This window comes from Microbulbifer sp. GL-2, assembly GCF_007183175.1.
Classification (GTDB): domain Bacteria; phylum Pseudomonadota; class Gammaproteobacteria; order Pseudomonadales; family Cellvibrionaceae; genus Microbulbifer.
Genome location: NZ_AP019807.1, coordinates 3,928,933 through 3,947,734, shown reverse-complemented (window position 1 = coordinate 3,947,734; position 18,802 = coordinate 3,928,933). Strand labels below are relative to the sequence as shown.

The window sequence follows — 18,802 nt, the reverse complement described above, 5'->3', positions numbered from 1 at the left end:
TAAGTCGAAAGTGTATAATTCCCGTTTTCCTTCAGAACAACTTTCCGCTCCCCCCCCCTTCAATAGAGAGAGTCACTGTTACAGGGCTCTCCGCTGTTACACTGGAGATGGTGAGATTAACTTCTCCTTGGATGTCATAAAGGAATTCACCGTTAGGGCCCGGCCTAACCGAGCGAACCACTGATTCAATAGAATTATAAGTAACGGAGTTAGGCTGGTTATTCTGTAACCCTACAACCGGGTCTGTGGGTAACCCGTTACTCAAGTCAACCCATTCAGTGGTAACGTTGAAATTATCCTTTGTCGTTTTGGTACGGCCCCCAAGGGTTATATCTCCCGGGGCCTCTCCCGGCGTACTATCGATAGTATTTTCAATACCTGTATTTTCACTATCCACATCCCAGTTGACGTTCAAGTTCTGATTATCAGTGGGCGTCGCCAGCGGGGCATCCACTACGGTAATCAACTGGTCTTCCTGATCGTACAGGCTGTACTTCCACTGGGTCTCACTCTGGGTGAGTTCATTCATAGCCTGCCGCGCGGTTTGGATTCCGCTCAGGCTGTTGTTGTTGATCGCGGTAATTTCTAAAGTGGCATTGCCGTTCTGGTCGTACAGGTAAATACGCGGGGAGCCGTTGTCGGCGTTGGTTTTAAATAACCGTCCGAGTTCGTCGTAGACGTAGTACTCCTGGTATTTACCACCAATCACCGAGTCACGGACATCGGTATTAATGCCCTTGCCGATAATCTGCCCGTGGGTGTTGTAGGCCATATCGTGCTGCACCAGGCCGCCCTGCTCGGTCTTGTCGACGTTGTTGCTGCGGGCGATCTCGCGGCCGAGGGCGTCGTACTGCAGCCAGGTGGTGACCTGGCTCTGGGCGTTGTCGATATCCGTCTGTGTTTTGCTCTGGTAGACGGCGTTGCCGAAGGCGTCGAAGTAGAAGCGGGTCTTGCCTTCGTAGTTGGCTTCACCGCGGTTTTCCCGCGCGTCGCGGGTCTCCACCCGCTTGCCGATCATGTTGTAGTGGTGGCTGGTAACCTGGCCACCACTGTCGTTGTGCACTATCTCGGCGGTGCGGTTGCCGAACAGGTCGTAGCGGTAGCTGATGGTGCCGCGCACACTCTGGCCGCGGTAGTCGGTGTACTCGGCGCCGCGGGTTTGTACCTGCTGGCCGTACACGTTGTAGTCAACACTTTCCACACGGCTGTCTGCGGCGTTTTCATCGCCGTCGTAGCGCACGGTGGTGGTGGCCCAGCCGTTGCCGTCGTAGTCATGGCGAGTCACCAGGTCACTGCTGACCCGGCTGACATTGAGGGCGGTGCCGGAGTTGCTGATGCGCACGAAGGATTCCCCTTTGGTGCGCTCTTCCAGCAGTAGTCCGCGGCCACTGTACACATATTCGGTGGTGCGCTCGTCGCCGGTGGCAACATTGGCCACCAGGGCAGCGCGGTTGCCACCGTAGAGGTTGTCGAGCCAGGCGTGGCGGGCTTCGTTGTCGGCGGGGGCGCCGAGCTTGGCGAAGTCGAGGGCGCCGGCGTAGCGGGTTTGTGCCGTGATCTGGCCGAGACCGTCGTAAATATACTCGGTGACATAGCCGAGGCGGTCCACTTCCAGTACGCGGTTGCCGGCGGCATCGTAGAGGGCGAAGCTGGCCTGGTCCTTGCCGTCGATCTGGATAATGGGGTTGCCGTTGGCATCGTAGAGCGCTTGGCTGCCCTGGGTGCTGCCGAGGCTGAAGCCGTTTTGCAGTTCCTGCTGGTCGCCACTGGTGGAGTCCGGGGCCACCAGGTTGTTGAGGTCGAAGAAGACCCCGGCATCGGATTCGGTTTTGGTCACCAGGTTGTTGGCGTTGTACTGGTAATGGGTCGTGCGTCCGGTGCTGGACTCGCTGCTCTGCAAAGCCTGGGCGTCGCTGCGCCAGTGCTCGACACTGCTGTCGAGGTTGAGCCCATTGAGGCTGCCGTCCCAGGGGCTGCCGTTAATGGTGAGACGCTGGTCGTAGCGGGTCTCGCTGCGCAGGTTGCCGGCGGCGTCGTGGCGGTTGTAGGTCAGGCCGCCGTCGGTATCCAGGGCGTACACCTGCTGGTCCAGGCGGTTGTAGTGGTAGGCGCTGGCCTGGATCTGGCCGTGCTGGACACCGCTGGCGCTGCCGTCGTCGTTCAGGCTGGCATTCTGCAGACCGCGCTGGCCTTCATACACCAGGCGGCCGAGGGCGTCGTAACGGCGCTCGGTCACCGTGCGCATCGGCACCGTGTCGATAGTGCCGTCGAAGTCGGCACTGCTCTGGGCGTTGCCTGTGGTGCCGATAAAGGCGGGACCCAGCAGTGTCAGCAGCTGGCCGTTGTGGTCGTAACGCATATAGCGGTTCTGGATACCGTATACCGAGGCCTTCTCCTCCCCGGCGCTGACATCCCAGTAATAGCCTTCCGCTTCGAAGGTCTTATCGAAGGCGTTGTAGTTGTACTTGGTAATGGCGCGCACCAGGGTGGTACTGGTCTGATGCGAGGTCAGTGTGGCGTAGTACTCGTGCCCGGTCTCCTGGGTCACCCGCCCCTGGGCGTCAAAGAGATAATCCGTGCGCGCGCCGCGGGCGTCGATCATGGCGGTGCGGTTGCCGGCAGCGTCGTATTTATAGGTGGTGACATTGGCGGTGGCGTGACCGTTGATCAGGTCGTAGCCGTACTGGGTGCTGGTGAGCAGCTGGCCGCGGTTGTCGTACACACTGACGCTGTGGCGGTCGCGCACAGCATCCTGTAAACCGCTGAGTAAAGCGTCCAAACCGGCGCGGTTGAGAGCGGCGATATCGGTGCTGTCGGCCAGCTTTTGCGCATAGGTGCGCACGTCCACGGCCTGGCCGAAGGCGTCATAACTGTACGTAGTAACGGCACCATCCGGGGTCACCTGGTGGGTGAGCTGGTTGTTGGCGTCGTACAGGAAGACCCCGGTATTGCCGTTGGGGTCGGTGGTGGCGACGATATTGCCGAAGGCGTCCAGCACCGTCTGGGTGCTGCCGCCGCGGGCGTCGATCTCACCCACTTTGCGCCCCAGCTGGTCGTGCAGCTGCTGGCTGATATAGCCGGGGCCGCGGGGGCTGACCAATGTCTCCAGTTCGCCGAAGCTGTTGTAGCTGAGGTAGGTGGTGGCCACCTGCTCGTTGGGGCCCATCTCTTCTTCGGTCGGGCTCCGTTCCCAGCCAGGCAGGCCACTGGCTTCTTTCACCAGGCGACCCAGCTGATCAAAATCACGGAAGGTTACGCGCTGTTCGGCCAAGCCCTTGGCTTCAGTAGTGCGCCAGATTTCCCCAAAGGGATTGTGGGCGTGCTGGGTCACCACTCCTGCACTATCGGTTTCTGTATTTAAATTACCTCTGGCGTTATATATATAACTGGTACGGCGGTCCTGGGCGTGGGCCAGGGTATTGGTATTGATAGCACTGGGGTCGGTGTTTTGCGCCACCGCTTGGCTGTAGTGGGTCTCGCTCAACACCTGCCCCAGGGCATCGTAACTCCAGGTGGACAGATAGCCCTGGGTTCCGTTGGCTGGGACCTGCTTGTGAGTCAGGCGGCCGGCGGCGTCGTAGCTGAGGTAAGTCTTGTAGCCCAGTGGGTCGCTGATCTGGGTGCGATTGCCGAGGGCGTCGTACTGGTAACTTTCAACGTAATCCCGCAGGGCGCCATCCGCCCACACTTTCTCGGTGAGGCTGGCCTTGCGTCCGGCAGCGTCGTACTGGGTAACGATCACCTGGTCGTGCTGGCTGCTGGCACTGATGGCCAGGTCGGCGGCACTGAGGTCCGCCCAGCCGCTGGCGGCGGGTACGCTGATACCGTTGGCGTAACGGATCACCGTCTCGGTATCGTTGCTATCGTCGTAGCGGGTCTCGGTGACATGGCCGAGACTGTCGATAGTGTGGGTGCGGCGACCGGCGGCATCGTAGATAAAGGTGCTGTGGCGGTTGTCTGCGGCTTCCGCGTTCAGCTGGGCAGTGGTCTCGCTGGCGAGGTTCAGAGCGCGGGCGTAGGCGATCTCACCGACTACTTCACCGCGACTGTTGTACAGGCTCTCGGTGACGTAGGCATATTGCACCCCGCCCTGTTCGAACAGCCGCAGGGTATGGGTCTGGCGACCGGCGGCGTCGTACTGGTAGCGGGTCTCACGGTCTTTACCCGTGTCGCGCACCAGGTCGGCCACAGTTTCGCTGGACGGATCTATCCTGTCGGCATAGCGGATCACGGCGCTGACGCGCCCACTGCTGTTGTACACCGTCTCCGTCACATACCCAAGGGCGTCGATAGTGTGGGTCAGCTGGCCGTCGTCGTTATAGACGTAGCGGGTGGTGCGATCCCACTGAGTTGCGCTGTTAGATAGTGTCGTTAGTGAGGAGATATCCAGGGCTGCCGGCATGGCATAAACATCTCCATGCCCCGTGCTGGTAGTGAGTTGCCCGGCAGCATCGTACTGCTTCTCGCTCACTATATATCGCATACTGGTGCCGCCACTTAAATACAGCGGGCTCAACACAAAACGCTCACGCCCCAGTTCGTCATAGACAAAGTAGGTGCTGTAGCCCAGGGCATTGGTCACTGCGGTGCGGTTGCCGGCCTGGTCGTACTCGTAGCGGGTGGTGATGGCGAGGCCATTGGGATCGAGGGTCTCGCTCAACACCCGGCCCAGCTCGTCGTAGCTGTAGGCGGTGGTGCGCTTGATCGTGGCGCTGCCATCGATACCCCCGCTGAGGCTGCCCTCCTGTACTTGCAGCAGATTGCCCTGGCCGTCGTAGTGGTACTGGGTCAGCAGGTTGAGGCCGGAGCCATCGCTGCTGGCATCGACAATCACCCGGCTCACGCGGCCATTTTTATCGTACTCGGTGCGGGTCACGCTGCCGCTGGCGTCCACGCTTTCCTCATAGCGGTGGCCGTAGCGCTGGGTGGTGGTCAGGTTGAGACCACCCACATCCTGGGTGCGGGTCAGTACCCGCCCCTGGGGGTCATAGGTCAGCTCGGTGCGCACGCCACTGGCGTCGACACTGGCGGTGAGCTGGCCGGCGGCGTTGTACTCGCTGCGGGCACGGTTATCGAGGGCGTCGGTGGTACCGGTCAGGTTGCCCTGAGTGTCGTAGTCATAGCGCACCTGGCGCAGCCAGCTGTCCCCGACTTTGATGGAGACTTCGAAGGTCTCACCGTGGATATTGTTGACGGTGCGAGTTTGTACTCCCTCTGGAGTGGTGACAGTCTGGCTGCGGCTGGCGTCGTCGTATTCGTAGCGGGTACTGCGGTTCAGCGCATCGGTGCGGGTCAGTACCCGGCCGAAGGCGTCGTAGCTTAAGTGGGTCTGCTGTTTCAGGGTATTGGTCTGAGTCACCAATTGTCCCAGGCGGTCGTAGGCGTAGTCGGTGCTAAAACCGCGCGCATCGGTACTGGATACCGCTTCGCCGAAGGCGTTGTACACCGTATTGGTGCCCACGCTGGCGAAGGGACCACTGCTCAGTTGCGCACTGCTCGTTTCCAGTTCACCACGGCGACTGTAACTGAAGTCCGTGACCGCCTGGCGGCTGTTGGCAACATCAATCGCCCGACTTAAACGGGTGCGTTCGCCAAAGGCGTTGTACTGGGAGGTGCTGACAAAGCCCTCGCCGTCCGTGCTGTTGTCCACCTGGCCGCGCTGGGTGTAGACGGTGCTGGTGACGGTGTCTTCACCATCGACAAGGCTGGCCGCCAGGCTGTCCAGGGTGGCGGCGTCGCCGGCCAGGCCCAGGTTGTTGAGCGCGGTATTGCTGAGGCGGCTGGCATACTGGCGGGTGCCGGTCACTTCGCCGAAGGCGTTGTGGCTAAAGCTGCTCAACTGCCATTCGAGGGCGTTGTTACCGGGGTTGAACACCGGTGCCAGGCTGTACTTCAGCAGGCCGTCGGCTCTGTAGGCGAAGTGGGTGGTGTAGCCATTGGCATCGGTGCTGCTGATACGGCGACCGCTGTCATCGTAGCTGTGGCTCAACACCACCCGACCCTGGTGATCCCGCTCGGCGATCACCCGGCCCTGTACGTCGTACTCAAACTGGTAATCCCGCGCCTCGCTGTCGTTGGCACTGAAGGTGGGGTCGCCTTGGTAGTTATCCAGGTAGTTATCCAGGATGGAGCCACTGGCAATAATGCCGCTGCGGCTGCTCGCCAGCTGGCCGCCGGCGGTATAGGTAAAGGTGCTGGTGTTGCCGGAAGCATCGGTGGCGTGGGTCACCTGGTTGCGCCCGCCATAGCGCCATTCGCTGATGCGGTCGTCGCTGGAAGTCAGCGGGCGCACCTGTCCCAGGCCGCGGTCGCTGCCCAAAGAGAGACGGGCCGGGTCGTTGTCCACCGAGGCCAACGCGCTATTCAGTTCATTGAGGTCGTATAGCGAGTCCGCATACTGAAGGCTTTTTACCCGGTTGCCGGCTACATCGTATTTGTGCTCGGTGACATAGCCTTCGGCATTGATCTCGGCCACTTCGCGGCCCTGGCCGTCGTAGAGCCAGTAGCTGCTGCGATCCGCCGCCGGATCTGCGGCGGGGCGCAGGGTCTGCAAGGTGCCGCTGTTGAGCCAGTGACTGCTCTGGTCGTAATCCGCCACGCGGTTGGCGTAGCGGGTGCTGGATACCAGTTGGCCGGCGCGGTTATAACGGTACTCGGTTAGATAACCCTCCGCATCCAGGGTGGCCGAGACCCGCCCGGCATCGTCGTAGAAGCTGCGCTCAATACGCGCATCTGCCAGGTCCACCCCCGTGGCGGCGGCACTGAGTGCCTGGGTATAACTCTCGCCGGCGGCCAGGGTAAAGCGCCCCACCCCGCTCTTGCTCACCGGGGCGCCGCCCACATCCAGGGTGTAGGACAACTGGTATTCATAGACGCCGTTGGGGTGGCTGGCCTTGTCCAGCTCCACCGCGCCTGTGGCTGGGTCGAGCGACAGGCTCTCCCAGTTAGAACTGCCCAGCGGGCGGATAGACAGGTTCACTCCGCTGGCAGCATAGGGTTCGTCCAGCCCCAGGCTCAGTTGCGGGTTGGTCACCGACTGCAGCTGGCGCCCCACCTGCTGCTGGAAGCTGGCATCCACTTGGCTGCTGCCGCCGATATAGTGGCGGGTCACCTGCACGCTGTAATCTCCATCGGCCAGGGTCTCGCCCACCAGCAGGTTGAGGCGCCCGGCGAAGGAGCCGTCGCGCAGGGTGGCGGGGTCGATCCAGGTCTGCACCGGCTGCGCGCTGATGGGGGAACCGGTGGCATTGTCGATTACCACGGTTTCCAGATAGGCGATATCCGCCGCTTCGGCGGCGCTCAGATAGCCTTCAATGGCATAGCCTTCGGCGCTGCTGCGCTCATAGCCCGGCACCGCCCAGCTGGCGGGTTTGGTACCGCTGTCGTTGGCGGCAAAGGTGCCGGACAGGGTGCGCAATAAACGATCGTTATCACTGAGACCGTTGCCGTCGGCATCGCGGTAGGTGGCGATACGGTATTCGTAGTTGCCGGACAGTTCATAGCCCAGGTTGGCGGTGAAGTCGCTGCCGTTTTGATTGATCAGAGTACTTTGCCAGCTCTCACTGCCAACCCGACGGTATTCAAAATGAGTAACCTCTGCCGCTGTTCCACCTTCAAATATGCGGAAATTACGAAAGCTGCTATCCCCCAGCTCCCGGTTTATATCTTTATCATTGGCAAAATAGAGCGTTGAATGCTCACCCAGAAACTGCGCCCCCAATTGGCCAACCGGGATGCGATAACGCACCCAGCCATCCCCGACAGAGTACGTTTTATAGGTCGAGTTCATCGTTGACACATATTGTGTGCCGGCTAGCTGTATAAAACCCTGGTCTTGATACTCCCCATCAACATCAAACCCGAAACCCTGGATTTCAGCTGCTGAGTCACTTCTAAACTCCAGCTCAACAATGGTGTCTTCTGTAATCGTGTAATCAAAAGCGATGCCTTTCCAGGCGTTGCCGGTAAAACGCAGTGTGTCGCCATTGGCACTGATGGAGTAGGACCCGATACCGTCTTGGGTCCCCTCTCTCGGGTTATCAATAATGCTAACGCTATTAAAATTAAAGTTTTCCCCGGAAGAGTTGGCGGTGGTCAAATCATCAGACCACTGAAATATTTGATCCTGCGCTGACTGCTCCCCCACTTCCACCGGGAAAGCCGCTCGCACACTGCTGCTACCATCGTCGTAGTGTAGGGTTAAGGTCACGCTATAGGCTTGCCCCGCAGCCAATTCAGAACCTATCGCTAAATTGACTTCGCCGTTGTAACTGCCAAACAATTGCGGATAAGTTTCAGCGGTGGAGACCAGCTGGCCATTGCTGCCTTTAACCTGCGCAACAATTTTATCGAGGGCGGGGTCACTGCCAATAGAGACCGGGTAACCGCTAATAGCGTGGCCACTGCCACTTTGCAGGGAAACTACGGTGTACTCGAAATCGAAACTGCTGGCTTTGGTAGAGCCCTTGCCCACTGTCAGCGACGGGTTGCCTGTGGTCTTTTTAACTTCAATTCCGTTTTGCTCGTAGCGAATACGGAAGTTGTAATTGCCCTCCGCAATCGTGCCATCGTCCACATCACCGAGAATGACTTTAAGGTTGGCACCGTCCTCTAATACCGGCACCGACTTCCAGACATTGGGAGATGCTTCATATTCGAAGATAGTTTTATCACTGCTCACCGGGCGCGAGCTTACCGGCCATTGGAAACTGGTGGGGTGGTGTTCGGTTTGGGTGCCGATTTCGTAGTCGAAGGTGTCGGTACCAACCTTATCGCCATCAATATCGTAAGTGGTCACCTCCACTTCATAACGGCCATTATTTAAAGTTTTCCAGGCCAAGTTGAGTTGACCATCGTAAATATAGCCACTTGGATTTTCGGCTTCTAGCCACTTTAAATAATCCGCAGGGTAAGTTGATGAGGACGCAATTAGTGTACCGGAAGTTTTATCTCGTACCTTTACATCAGCTCGTGAAATAGTTGCCGCAAGGGTCTCTGAAAAATAACTTAACAGTTCAGTAGAAGGCTGAATCTCAAAATAATTAAACTTATCAAATTTGAAAGATGCCTCTACAGTGAAAATCTCGGTTGCTTCTGCAAATCGGCTAACGCCAAACGTCCCGGTAGCAGACTTAACAACATCATCACCATTTTTATATTCAATCAGATACTCATAGGTGCCATGGGATAAAACATCTAGTGTTACTTTATGGTTTGAACCACTGTTTACTGGCCCAACTCCTATCTTATCTGCCCAGCTCTCGGCGCTCCCAGCCAAGCGATATTTAAAAATAGTTCCGGTTCCCTCTGGTTTAGTAGATAGCGGCCAGGTTACCGTGGTTGAACCATATGAAACTTGTTCACCAATTTCATACTTGAAACTGGGCTCCTCTTCTCCATCAACAAACAAAGTCACATCGTATTGGCCATCTGGTAACGGACTTCCAATCCGTAAGTTGACTTTGCCATCCCAGCTAAAACCGTCACGATCAATATCTTGAGGGTAAGTATGGGCCGTATACGACACACCTGTTTTTACATTTTTAGAAACAGCTACTATCTCTTGAATATTTGAGGGGGGACTGCCGGTGTAATACTTCAGTACAGAAGAGTTAGATACTGCATCAGTAGTATCAATACCATTGACATACCAAATTCCTCGCTCATCAGAAGTACCTATAAAAGAGGTATGACCTTCGATCCGCCTCTCTACCTCATAAACCCCTCCCTGGTAATCTCCATTTTGGATATCAATTCGAAAGTCGAAATTTCCACTAGCTGGATTATCCAGCTTAACCATACTTGTGTAATCATCTACTGCTGTTGCAATCAATGATTTCCAGCTTGAGGAGGAACTCGTTTTGTAATAGAAAACTTCATTTCCTCGTGTTTGAAAGTTTCCCCAGATTACACGTGTACCAACGTTATAATTCTTGGTTTGTGTATAACTCGCTTCCGCTTTAGGAGAACCAATTTGAAGCCACTGCCTGATCTCGGCCTCATACCAGTACGGAGTGCGGTACTCTTCTGCAACAACCTTTATCGAATACTCTCCCGCAGGTAAGTTATCACCATAGTACTTGGTTAAATCGACACTGCCATCCCAAGTACGCGAAGTCGTCGTATAAGAGAAAGTTCCATCATATCCACTAGGTAGGCTGCCATCGCTACGGGTCACGGTTATATTGAGTTTCCAATAATTAAATCGGCTACTCAAAGTATCCGAACTAGCAGCTCTTGACGTGAACGCTCCTGAGTAGAGCTTGGTATAGTTGCTAGTGGAGTTTACATTTGGGTGTTCACGATAAACATCAACGATTTCACTTTGTTGCCCAGCTCCAGCTTTACGTTTTAATGCCGTTGTTGAGTATGTATAGTCCTGATCTGGACCTCCCTTAATGATTGGGTTTGTTACCGTTAGATCACGAAGATCAACAGCTTGTACTTGCTCAGCCATTATTCCCGTATTGTCATAGGTATAGGGCTGTACCGGCGGGCGGGTATAGGCAGTAGTAATAGCACTGCCACTCACCCTTTCTATTTGCGTATTTTCGACCCGCGCATTAGTGGTGCCACTCAGGACGTAGGGATTTTGCGCCGGGCGTGTGGTGGCGGATTGACTGAGGTCGATACTGCCACTTTGATTGACAATACTGCGCTGGTTAAAACCGAGGCTGTCTGCCTGGGCATAACTCTGCTGCGGGTCTACCCACTGGGTGGCGCTGTCGCTGGTAACGCTGAGGTTGGCATTACTGGCTGCGTAGTTAGCCGCTAGGGTTGCGGTGGTCTCTCCCTGGGGATTTTGTATTTTTACACCGTACTGGGTGGTGCGCAGCACCTGCCCCTGGGCATTGTATTGGGTTTCACTCAGGTAACCTTCGCCGTCCACAAAGAAACGCACCTGACCGGCGTCATCGTAGTATTGGTAAGTACTGCGGTCATTGCCGGGCACGGCAGTTGGGCGCAGGTCTGCCAGGGTGACACTCTGCTCAATGCCAATCACATTGCCGTCATTGTCTTTCTGCAGCAGGCTCTGCAATTGGCTGCCGCTGAGTCGGTTGGCGTAGTGCGTGCTTTGTACCTGCTGGCCTTCAGTATCGTAGTGGAATTCGGTGATGGCGCCGGAGGCGCTGATCACGGCTACCATCTGGCCTTTGTCGTCGTAGAGGCTGTGGCTGATAGCGCCAATCGCGTCCTGGGTGGCGCGGATACGCCCGAGGGTGTCGTAGAAGTAACGGGTTTCACCGAGGGTGGCATTGCCATTGGTGGTGTCGTGGCGGATTTCGCTGATCAGGCTGCCGTTGGTGGCGTAACTGCGGGTGACCTGCAGGCCGTCGGCATCGGTGCTGATCACCTGGGCTTGCGCGTCGTTGTACAGGGTGGTGCTGGTGTGCCCTTCGGCATCGGTGCTGCTGAGCAGGCGGCCGAGGCCGTCGTAGACATAACTGGCTTTATAGGTGCTTGAGTCCTGCCCGCTGCCGCGGGGATCTATGGTGCTGCGCAGCTGGCCGTTGGCGTCGTAGACGGTGTATTGAGTGGATTCACTGCCGTCGGCAATCCCCTGTCCGTTGCTGCCCACCTGACTGTAGCTTGTGATGCTGTAGACCTGGCCGCGGAAATCCAGGCGGGTGTCACTTCTGCGGGTGGCGTTGTGCAGGTTGTTGGCCTGGATATCGCCCTGGGTATTTTGCACCCAGCTATTGAGGCTGGCATAAGTGAAGTCGACGGGGTTTCCGCTACTCGCTTCGCTGTAGTTGGCGGCATCGAACTGGTCGAAGTAGCCGTGCTGCAAGTAGGTAATGGCACTTACTGTGCGGGCGGGAATGCCGTACTCGGCGTTCTGTGCGGCATCGCTGTAGCGGGTTTCCTGGACGGTGCCGTCGTGGCCAATCACAAAACGCAGGCGCTGCTGGTCGTCATAGACATAGTGGGTGACACGAGCTTCGGCCGGTTGCTCGGCACCATCGCCATCGGGGTCCGGGCGCAGGTAGACCGTTTCTTTACTCAGCTGGTTATAGCTGTCGTATTCCCGTTCGACCGTATTGCCCTGGGCGTCGCGTACCAGGGTCTGGTTGCCGCGGCTGTCATATTCATAGACGGTGGTATCGCCGCTGTGGTCGGTGAGGCTCAACAGGTTGCCGTCGGCATCGTAACTGTACTGGGTCAGTTCGCGCACGCCACTCTGGTCGGCGGGGGCTTCCATCTCGGTGATGCGCCCGGCGCTGTCGAAAGTCAGTTCGGTTTGAATACCAACTCGGCCGCTCACTGCCGCTTCCGGATTACTGATTTGAGTAATCGTCGTTTTGCGATTGGCCAGGTCGTAGCTGTAGGTGGTGATACGGCGGTCGCTGTTATCAAATTCCTGCGCCATGCCACTGGCATTTACCCGGCCAGTGTGCACTTCGGAAATACGGTAATCCCCCTGCCCATCTACATTCGTGTAGTAAAAGAGCATCAGGGTACCGTCGCTTTGCTGAACTGAAGCGACGCGGGTACTGTCATCATGGTACCCATAAGTAGTGGTGTACACATTACCGTCGGCGATACTGCTATCTTGCGGGGACAGGTCGACGGTGACAGTTTCCAGGCGGCCCTGGGTATCGTAGCTGTAGTGCAGGCGCTGCTCAGTGGCGCCATCACTGCTGACGGTCACTGCGGTAACGCGGGTACCGGTATAAGTAATCGCGAGTGTCTGGCCGGCGGCATCGGTAATACTGTTCACCAAACCACTGCTGTTGTGGCCAAAGGCTACTTGGCGGCCTTCGGCATCGACGCGGGCCACCAGTTTCCAGTTGCCATTGATATTGCCGTAGACCTCTTCGGTGCGACTGGAGCCTTCACGCCACACCCATTGATTATTACCACTGTCGAACACAATCTGGTCGTGTGCACCGGCACCATCAGGGGAGATATAGGCCTGCAGGCTGGCATCGTAGGTGTATAAAGTCTCGGCACCATCGCCACTGATACGGGTGATCTGGCTACCGGGCTGGTTGGGCGTACCAACCAAATTAGTCAGCTGATTGGAGAAGTTAAAGCGAAAGCCGTCAATGTTATCGCCATCCAACTGCCCCTGGCTGTTGTAAGTACGCAACAGGGACAAGTCCAGGCCAGAGGCCGCAACAAACTCATCCTGCTGGCGCAACACCAGGTTGCCAGTGGATGCATTGACGTAGATAGATTCACGTCCCTGTCCAAAGTTCGCCGAACCCACACCGGTCTTTATGCTATTAAACAGACCCAGTGCTTCTCCGCTGATAACGGCGACCATAACTCCCCCTAAGATATATCCTGTCTAACCTGCACATCTACAGGCTTTGTTTACTCGGCTTGGCACCAAGTTTTTGATGTCGTTTAGATATATATCCGGAGATTGAGGGGAATCGTGCAGGCAGAATGTTGAGAAATGCGACACGCGTCACATCGAGAATCCGTGCTCATAGGAGCCAGGGGAAGACCGCCTTCAACTAAAGGCCTTTCCAAGCAACTTTGATATTAGAAGGCAACTTAAGACAAAAATGAAAACAGTACCAGTGTAGGCCACCTGCACTCACAATATTTAACATCAGGGCTTAGTCAATAGTCGACATTAAAAATCCGGCCCCACTCAATAAAGTAAAGGCCACCTCCGTTTAATATCCATTAACACGACCATACTTCCCCTTTATAAATAATACCAAAGTGCCACAAAGAGGTTGAGTAGCATCATTAGAAAGTCAACAATAAAAATAAAGCGCATTACCCCTTTAACCCGCCAGACTCCTCCACCGCTACGATTTTGAAGAGCAACAGGCACGTTATAAATAAACTGTGAGCCATGCGTGACTGCAAAAGCAAGCAACAGTACTGCTCTCTGGATATCACCTGAAAAAGTAGAGAGATTAATTAACAGCAGAACATTGAGGAAGGCCAGGGAAAAGTTGAAACCACCGAGAAATTTTCCAGATTCAGCTAATATGCCAAAAACGGGGGTATCCCTTTGCTCCCTGGGCACTACCAGCTTGGCAAAGATCTTTCCTCGCAATGAAAAGACATTAAATCCCATGAGGAACCATATGGTATTTAATACTAAAACTATTACAAACATCATTTACACCCCCGATAAATATTTTTATAAAGGTCTACTAAAAATTAGGAATCTACTCATGGCCAAATATACTCTAATCAGTTATTAACTGTTAGGGCTTAGCTGTTACTCAATACTGGCCAACGATCCACAATCTCTCCCTGCTCATACACAGCAACATCTCCAAACTGAAGGAAAACCGACTCACTTTGAGTTGGACGCATGAAGATCCAATCATCTTCCTTCAAGGTCACCTTAGCAGAAGCATTTAACATCTCCTGATTAGTCGAGCGGCCATAGATGGGATTAATGGAAAGGCCAACAGGTGATTCTGGAGTGGCTTTCCAGTAGCCTCCGGCAATAAAGAAGGTTTGGGCACGATTAGGGTTCAGCCAGCGCATAGTGCTGGTAAGGCTCTCTATTCCCGGTATCTGGGTATAAGGCAACTTTTTAAGTACTGGGCTGGCGATAAATGCCGCAGGAATGTGATCTGACAATGTGGGAATATCGAAATCCGCAGGCTTGACCAGGCAGGAGCCTGCCGCAAGTTCATTACAGGGAGCAGTATGTATTCGAGACTTATACAACTGATAAGTGGGGCTTCCAGCTCCGTTTAACGTGGGCTTTGAGGGAAATGCAGCGCCCAGCTGCAGCTTCGCCTGTGCCAATCGCTGGGAATAGATATCAAGTCCTCGATCTATCGCTTTCTCCGGGCCACCAAGGATACCCGGCATTTTAGCGGCATGGGCGTCATAGCCCATAAAACCGGCCAGTTCCAATCTCGACTCTCGCTGGATGATATTAAGCATCTCAGAAAGGACCTGATCATCAGGGACCCCTCCCCTGTGCAGGCCGACATCCAGCTCTATATTGATACGAAGTGACTGCCCAAAACTATTGGCCAGCTCAGCGTACTGTTGCAAACGGCGGGGACTATCGATCAACCACTGCAACTGCTTGCTGGCGTCAAAGCTACTATTCGGTAAGTTAGTATAAAAATCCCTTGCAGCAGTAATCGGAAAGGGTTTACCCAGGAGGATGTCAGTCTGTGGCTGCGCCTGTGCGAGCTGCCGTAAGAATGGCAAATGGAAGACCATAGTTCGCTGTGTTTGGGTTTGCCTGGTCACAGCTTCCAATAGGCCCAACGCAGGTAATGATTTTGCAACAACACGAAAATCATAATGGCCCTGAAGATGGGCAGACAAAGTATTGGCGTTTTTCTTTAGGCGCTCTAGATCGACGACCATGGTCGGACCCGATAAACCAGCTCGGTGCAGGGCTCCGGAAACAGATTTGAAATAGTTATTGTGCCCACCCTGCCCCAAGGCTTTTGGCCGCAACAAGGGTACTGCCGCGACGGTCCCTAGGGCCAAGCCCCCGAGTAACAGTTTGCGGCGTTTGCTATCCAAAATAGTTTCCTTTTTGTTTTTGAGTAATCGGTGAAAGGTTACTAATAGGCAAAATTAATAAGTCCTGGCCCGAAAATGGGGTCTACCTAAAAGCTACTAACCAATCAATGATTTCAAGTAGGGGTTCAGAAATTTTCCATTGGGATCCAGCGCACGGCGTACTGTAAGAAAATCCTGCCAGCGGGGATAAAGTCTTGCAAAGTCCTTCTCCTGCAAGGTGTTCAACTTCCCCCAGTGGGGCCTGCCACCATACTTGCGCATAATAGGTTCCAGCACTTTGAATAACGGCTGGTGGTCCTCTTCAAAATACCGATGCACAGCAATTGATACCGAATCCTGCTGATAAAAGGGACTTAGCCAGATATCATCCTGCTTTACGAAGCGAACCTCGATAGGGAAGAATACGTCGAGGTTGTTCTCTTCAATAGCGCTTCGAATTTCTGCAAATGCTAGCAAGCCTGTCTCTTTGGGCAGGTGATATTCCATTTCATTAAAACGGACATTGCGCTCGCTGGCGTAGTTGCGCCAGGAAGACTCCACGACAACCTCCTTTTCAATATCTTCCATCGCAGACTGCAAGGCAAACCGACGCAATTTGGGTGACCAACCGAGCCAGTCACGAACGCTTTTAAGGGTCATTACCGCTTCATTGGTATCCTCACGCTCCGTAGAAAATATCGCTTCTTCTGTGAGTTGATGAGAATCTGCCATACACATCCCTGAAAAAGGGATGTAATAGAATTCAAAGTTCCGATTGGCGTCAGCCAGCGTCTCGGCTTGATCCAGGATTTCTTCCATAGGTGCCACCCAGGACTCACGGCGCAAGCGATAGCTCGGCTGGTTTTGTATGCGCACCTTAGTCACCAACCCCAAGCTCCCCAGAGAAACCTTAGCCGCCTGGAATACCTCGGGGTTCTCTTCTACATCACACCAGAGAATATCGCCATTAGCCGTCACCATCTCCAGGCCAGTCACATTACTGGACATGCAACCCAAATCTGCGCCAGTGCCGTGAGTCGCAGTTGCCAGACAGCCACCGAGCGTCTGCTCATCAATATCCGGCTGGTTGATCAAGGCCTGACCCACCTCCTCCAACGGTTGGCCAATATCGGCTATACGGGTGCCGGCATACACGGTAGCTTGACAGAGATCGGTATCGTGATCTGATAGCCCGCTAAGACGACCGAGCGAAACTATCGTGTCCTCTGTCGGTACCAATGGGGTGAAAGAGTGGCCCGCTCCCACTGCGCGTACAGTGCCACCAGCTTCTGCGACTAGCTGTTGCAACTCTGCAACATTTTTTGGGGCCAAGCGTTTACTGGGCATGCACTCTTGGGAGCCAGACCAGTTGCGCCACCGAATTTTCCTAGGCTTTCCTGAATCAGCAGCCTGGACCAAGGTGCGAGCTACAGATGAGATTGGGGCTGCTGCAAGAGTCGCAGATCCAGCAGCAAGAGTGGTGACAAATCGACGACGAGACTGGTGCATGGTTTCCTATTCCCCAGAGGCCATAAAAGCGATCAATTGTTCAAACTGCTCTGGCGAGCATTCAAAGCAAAGACCTAGAGGTGGCATTCCCTGAAAACCATTGATGGCATTTTCTACCAATACATCCATTCCCTTATCTATTCGCGGCTCCCAGCCAGCCAGATCCCCAGTTAATGGGGCCGCGCTAGCGCCGGTAGCGTGGCAGCTGCGACAGGTTCGAATATATATTTCAGCCAGCTCAGAATCAGCAGGTGCAAGGGAAAGCGCTCGCTCGCTCAAAGCAGCGCGGTTAGGGAGTGTACTCTCGTGCGATTCAGAGCAACTACTTGTAAAGAAAGCTAAAATCAGGGAGGCACCGACCAGCCTAAAGCCCCGGCGCAGGCTTACCAATTCCATGTATGTACACCTACTACATTATTGTTAATTATCACTCAGAGATTTAAATCTGAGAGGGTTTGTGTACTAAAGCTGTAATCATTGTTAAACAGGTTGGCCGCTAAAACAACCAGCGGAACTGATCGGTCTAACAGGCAGACCTTTAGCCCAATTTTATTGCGTACCAACTAAAGAAATATTCACTTCTGAATCTTATTATTCCTGCAATCCGTTAACCTCTTTGATAAACACCCTGACTGCAACTTTCCAAGAAAGAAATTCTGGACATTAATATTGATGATAATTAATCATTGTATATATCAATAATTCGTGGTGAAAATTCCTTTCCAGGTTATATAATCAAGCCCTCAACATTGCTTGAGGCCATTTCCAAGTATACGACTCTGACCTCCCTTCCCACCAAAGCAGTAAAAAGGGAATCCATTAGTAATAACCTGCTGCCACTTTGCATAATACTGACCAGAGAAACGAAATATTTTAAACCAATTTGATGTAGTTAGAGATCCCAAATGGTCAAACTCTTTGGGTGGATCTGTTACAGCAGAGATCACTTTAATTTAGAAAATACTGACCCGGACAATTACGAGCTTGTGGTTTATCAAGCTAGGTGGAAATAGAGCCCTTCAGGGCCTTTCAATGGAGGTGCTTGATCAGCACAAATCGGCAAAGACGGCTTAAAATCTTAAAAGGTTTTCAAAGGTATACATTGGGTCTGGTTTGTATGCAAAGTACTCACACATGGAGTAGACACAAATTATCCGGGTGGTAGATAGGCATTCACCGTCCTAGCAATCGATCGAGACTGTTCCTCACCAAACACGCAGGAAACGAGTTGAAAAGCAAATTCGATCGCAGTGCCAGGGGATTGACTGGTGATTAAATTTCTATCAACAACCACCCGCTGCTCGCTGGCTTCACGTACGTATTGGCTTAGCTCACTGCGAAAAGTCTGATAGCAGGTTGCTCTGTAATCCGATATCAGGCCATGCCGACCTAGAATGATTACGGGAGCGGTGCAAATAGCCCCTAACCAGCGGCCAGATTCAAGCTGCTCCCTGATAAGGGTCATAAGGGGCCTGGAGTCATGCATACGCTCTGCCCCTTCTTTACCACCAGGCAATGCAATTAGATCCCAAGTGGTATCCAAGCATTCCACCAAGCTACTCGGTGCTTCTATAATGAGATCACGCAACGTAGTCACCCGTTTACTCGGCATGATAGATGCCAGCGTTAACTCCGCACCAGTTCGGCTCAAAATATCGTAAATGGCAATGGCTTCGATATCCTCGTTACCATCAGCGATAGGTATCAGTATTTTCAGCACGAGCCAAACTCCATTAAAAGCGGGACTAACGTATTTATAGACTTAACAGCCCAAGTCCACACCCTGAACCAGCACCAGATTATGACCATAAATCCACCCCTGGTCTGCCAGATATGCTCA

At 54.2% G+C, this 18,802-nt stretch carries 6 protein-coding genes; all 6 read right to left on the bottom strand.

Annotated elements, in window-relative coordinates; genetic code table 11:
- Positions 1-31 precede the first annotated feature (31 nt).
- The gene (locus tag GL2_RS17160) at positions 32-13,270 is read right to left on the bottom strand and encodes an RHS repeat protein (protein WP_143731798.1); all 13,239 of its coding nucleotides are present in this window, start codon (positions 13,268-13,270) and stop codon (positions 32-34) included.
- Positions 13,271-13,663: 393 nt separating this feature from the next.
- Complete coding sequence (locus tag GL2_RS17155; protein ID WP_143731796.1) at positions 13,664-14,089, bottom strand: hypothetical protein; 426 nt, start codon at positions 14,087-14,089, stop codon at positions 13,664-13,666.
- 95 nt (positions 14,090-14,184) lie between these two features.
- Positions 14,185-15,474, bottom strand: coding sequence for a DSD1 family PLP-dependent enzyme (locus GL2_RS17150; RefSeq protein ID WP_143731794.1), 1,290 nt, complete (start codon positions 15,472-15,474; stop codon positions 14,185-14,187).
- A gap of 96 nt (positions 15,475-15,570) precedes the next feature.
- Positions 15,571-16,962 carry a D-arabinono-1,4-lactone oxidase gene (locus tag GL2_RS17145; protein WP_143731792.1) on the bottom strand — a complete coding sequence of 464 codons (1,392 nt, stop codon included), beginning with the start codon at positions 16,960-16,962 and terminating at the stop codon, positions 15,571-15,573.
- Positions 16,963-16,968: 6 nt separating this feature from the next.
- Positions 16,969-17,358: a cytochrome c5 family protein gene (locus tag GL2_RS17140; protein WP_143731790.1), complete on the bottom strand. Its 390-nt coding sequence runs from the start codon at positions 17,356-17,358 to the stop codon at positions 16,969-16,971.
- 754 nt (positions 17,359-18,112) lie between these two features.
- Entirely contained in the window at positions 18,113-18,682 is a 570-nt protein-coding gene (locus GL2_RS17135) for a DJ-1 family glyoxalase III (RefSeq protein WP_143731788.1), read from the bottom strand.
- Between the last annotated feature and the right edge of the window lie 120 nt (positions 18,683-18,802).

What these genes read in the sequence shown, in the direction of transcription:
- GL2_RS17145 (WP_143731792.1), bottom strand. Translation starts at nt 16,962, where the DNA reads ATGCACCAGTCTCGTCGTCGATTTGTCACCACTCTTGCTGCTGGATCT.
- GL2_RS17140 (WP_143731790.1), bottom strand. Translation starts at nt 17,358, where the DNA reads ATGGAATTGGTAAGCCTGCGCCGGGGCTTTAGGCTGGTCGGTGCCTCC.
- GL2_RS17155 (WP_143731796.1), bottom strand. Translation starts at nt 14,089, where the DNA reads ATGATGTTTGTAATAGTTTTAGTATTAAATACCATATGGTTCCTCATG.
- GL2_RS17160 (WP_143731798.1), bottom strand. Translation starts at nt 13,270, where the DNA reads ATGGTCGCCGTTATCAGCGGAGAAGCACTGGGTCTGTTTAATAGCATA.